The sequence below is a fragment of the Enterobacter sp. ZOR0014 genome (assembly GCF_000798855.1).
In the GTDB taxonomy this organism is placed as follows: domain Bacteria; phylum Pseudomonadota; class Gammaproteobacteria; order Enterobacterales; family Enterobacteriaceae; genus Enterobacter; species Enterobacter kobei.
In genome coordinates, this window is record NZ_JTLF01000382.1 from 1 (window position 1) to 422 (window position 422).

Annotated in this window: 1 protein-coding gene; it reads left to right on the forward strand. The window is 36.3% G+C overall.

Going from position 1 to position 422, the window contains the following annotated elements; all coding sequences use genetic code 11:
* Window positions 1-37 precede the first annotated feature (37 nt).
* A partial coding sequence (locus L977_RS21565; protein WP_156118188.1) for a hypothetical protein occupies window positions 38-422 on the forward strand: 385 nt, incomplete at its 3' end.

Genomic DNA, 422 nt, shown 5'->3' on the forward strand with positions numbered 1-422 from the left:
GGGACATATTGCGCATATGCTTTGGCGGATAAAAAATATGTTTATTTTAACAGCTATACTCATGTTTATGTTTGCATGTGTTTGCCTTGTTAAGTCTTTGAATGAGGTGGGTTGGGAACAGTTAGATTTTTGGAAAGAATATTTTGTTTTTCTTATGATGGTGTTAGGGCTGGCTTTTATATTTACTGGAGCGATTGCAATCGCTGCTTATAAAGCCTGTTCCTCCACATTTTGCAAAGTGGCTGAAGAAATATTTCAGTTGCTGGGGATGAAACACATCGCAACAGTCAATCTCAATAAAATAACAAAGAAACATGAGAAAGAACTAATAAATAATAAAGAGTGGCACGATCCAAGTGATAAAAATAGAGCTGCCTGCCCCAGTTCTAAATTTATTTATTCAGGGGAGTGGTGGTTTTACT